This is a genomic window from Ancylomarina sp. 16SWW S1-10-2, from assembly GCF_009669305.1.
GTDB lineage: Bacteria > Bacteroidota > Bacteroidia > Bacteroidales > Marinifilaceae > Ancylomarina.
This window is the reverse complement of sequence record NZ_SADB01000055.1, coordinates 1-2222: the sequence shown is the minus strand read 5'-3', so window position 1 is coordinate 2222 and position 2222 is coordinate 1. Positions and strand designations below refer to the sequence as shown.

Here is a 2222-nt window from a genome sequence, read left to right as displayed (position 1 = left end):
AATAAGTAGTCCTGCGCAGATTTGAACTGCGGACCCCTACATTATCAGTGTAGTGCTCTAACCAACTGAGCTACAGGACTAGTTATAATCCATAGGCTTGTTAGTAAAACACCCTAACGCTATGGGTTATGGTATATTAAAAGATGAAAGCAAAAATAAAATTAGGTCAAGATTATAACCAAGYCAACTGTWTTCACAGTTAAACTTTTTTGTCGTATTATCCATCTCCAGAAAGGAGGTGTTCCAGCCACACCTTCCGGTACGGCTACCTTGTTACGACTTAGCCCCAGTTACCAATTTTACCCTAGGACGCTCCTTGCGGTAACGTACTTCAGGCACTCTCGGCTTCCATGGCTTGACGGGCGGTGTGTACAAGGCCCGGGAACGTATTCACCGTATCATTGCTGATATACGATTACTAGCGAATCCAACTTCACGGAGTCGAGTTGCAGACTCCGATCCGAACTGAGACCAGCTTTTGAGATTAGCATCCTGTCACCAGGTAGCTGCCCTTTGTACTGGCCATTGTAACACGTGTGTAGCCCTGGACGTAAGGGCCGTGCTGATTTGACGTCATCCCCACCTTCCTCTCACCTTACGGTGGCAGTCTCGCTAGAGTCCTCAGCATTACCTGCTAGCAACTAACGATAGGGGTTGCGCTCGTTATGGGACTTAACCCGACACCTCACGGCACGAGCTGACGACAACCATGCAGCACCTTGTAAATTGTCCCGAAGGAAAGATCTATTTCTAAACCGGTCAATCTACATTTAAGTCCAGGTAAGGTTCCTCGCGTATCATCGAATTAAACCACATGTTCCTCCGCTTGTGCGGGCCCCCGTCAATTCCTTTGAGTTTCATTCTTGCGAACGTACTCCCCAGGTGGATTACTTAATGCTTTCGCTCAGTCACGCACGATGTATTGTGCACAACGAGTAATCATCGTTTACGGCGTGGACTACCAGGGTATCTAATCCTGTTCGCTCCCCACGCTTTCGTCCATCAGCGTCAATAATGGTTTAGTAAGCTGCCTTCGCAATTGGTGTTCTACGTTATATCTATGCATTTCACCGCTACATAACGTATTCCGCCTACCTCAACCATATTCAAGTTCTTCAGTTTCAATGGCAGTTCCAGAGTTGAGCTCTGGGATTTCACCACTGACTTAAAGAACCGCCTACGGACCCTTTAAACCCAATAAATCCGGATAACGCTCGAATCCTCCGTATTACCGCGGCTGCTGGCACGGAGTTAGCCGATCCTTATTCATACAGTACATTCAAATCACTACACGTAGCAACGTTTATTCCTGTAAAAAAGCAGTTTACAACCCATAGGGCCGTCATCCTGCACGCGACATGGCTGGTTCAGACTTGCGTCCATTGACCAATATTCCTCACTGCTGCCTCCCGTAGGAGTCTGGTCCGTGTCTCAGTACCAGTGTGGGGGACTATCCTCTCAGACCCCCTAAGCATCATCGTCTTGGTGAGCCATTACCTCACCAACTAACTAATGCTACGCATGCCCATCTTTCACCTCCGAAGATTTAATAATTAATCCATGCGAATCAATCATATTATGCGGTGTTAATCCAAATTTCTTTGGGCTATCCCCCTGTGAAAGGTAGGTTGCATACGCGTTACTCACCCGTGCGCCGGTCGCCATCTTCTAGCAAGCTAGAAATGCTGCCCCTCGACTTGCATGTGTTAGGCCTGTCGCTAGCGTTCATCGAGCCAGGATCAAACTCTTCGTTGTATAAAAAACTTATAGTTAATTCTGCTCGTGGATAATATCTTAGTTATTTCGTAAATTTAATTGACAAGGTTATTTTCTTGTATTTACCTAACTTTATTCTACTTCCAATATTTTCAAAGAACTTCCGTTCAAAATTTCTTGCTATTTTGATGCTGATTACAGCGCCAAAGCGGGTGCAAAGATAACAACTTTAGTTTATTAAAACCAAATGAAATTTGAAGTTTTTTAAAGAAATATTTTCTTTCCAAAATTCCAACTCTCGTCGTTACATTACTCCAGATTTTTTAAGAACTTTTCGCTGTATTAGCGGCTGCAAATATAAGAACTTTAATTCTAAATCTACAAATCTTTTTTCGTTTATTTTTTAATTGTTTTTATCGGGTCACCCCAACGTTTTCAATACTTACAAACGATTCAAAGACCTTGCCTCTCTCTTAAAGCGAGTGCAAATATAGGGTTTTTATTTC

At 43.9% G+C, this 2222-nt stretch carries 1 tRNA gene and 1 rRNA gene; both read right to left on the bottom strand.

From position 1 onward, the window contains the following. Positions 1–6: 6 nt before the first annotated feature. A tRNA-Ile gene (locus EMN46_RS18450) sits at positions 7–80 on the bottom strand. Between the two features lie 151 nt (positions 81–231). Beyond that, positions 232–1755, bottom strand: a 16S ribosomal RNA gene (locus EMN46_RS18445). Between the last annotated feature and the right edge of the window lie 467 nt (positions 1756–2222).